We start from the raw sequence: 628 nt of genomic DNA, 5'->3' as shown, positions 1-628 counted from the left end.
CAGGAGTGTCCGTGCCCGTTGTTCCATCATGGCTGATGACCCCGTTGTGGGACCAGTTCGCCGCGCTGTTGCCCGAGCGGCCGCGGGTTGATCCGTCGCATCCGCTGGGGTGTCACCGGCCGCGGGTGGCGGATCGGCTGATATTCGAGAAGTTGTTGCAGGTGCTGCGGTTCGGGTGTGCGTACGAGTCGATCGCGGACAGTGGTTGTTCGGCGACGACGATCCGGAACCGGCGTGACGAGTGGATCAGGCTGGGCGTGTTCGAACAATTGAAGGCCATCGTGTTGGACGCCTATGACCGGATTGTCGGACTGATTCTGGACGATATCTCGGTGGACGGGTGCATCACCAAGGCTCCCGGTGGCGGTGAGGTGGCCGGCCGGTCTCCGGTCGACCGGGGCAAGCAGGGGATGAAACGCTCCAGCATGGTCGAGGCCCGGGGGATCCCTCTCGACCGGGTTCTGGCCGGCGCGAACCGTCATGATTCACCACTGCTGGCGTCTACTCTGGACAAGCTGGACGTGTTCGGTCCGCTGCCGGAAAAGGTGACAGTGCACCTGGACGCCGGCTACGACTCGGCGGTCACCCGCGAGCTTCTGGCCGGCCGTAACCTGCACGCCGAAATAGC

At 64.5% G+C, this 628-nt stretch carries 1 protein-coding gene; it reads left to right on the top strand.

The genetic code is table 11. The features are described from left to right. Window positions 1-11: 11 nt before the first annotated feature. Window positions 12-628 (top strand): IS5 family transposase (locus tag ABGB16_RS33935; RefSeq protein WP_347672130.1); only part of this gene is annotated, 617 nt, incomplete at its 3' end.

This window comes from Micromonospora sp. B11E3 (assembly GCF_039871625.1).
Taxonomy (GTDB): Bacteria; Actinomycetota; Actinomycetes; order Mycobacteriales; family Micromonosporaceae; genus Micromonospora.
This window is presented reverse-complemented; position numbering and strand designations above follow the sequence as displayed.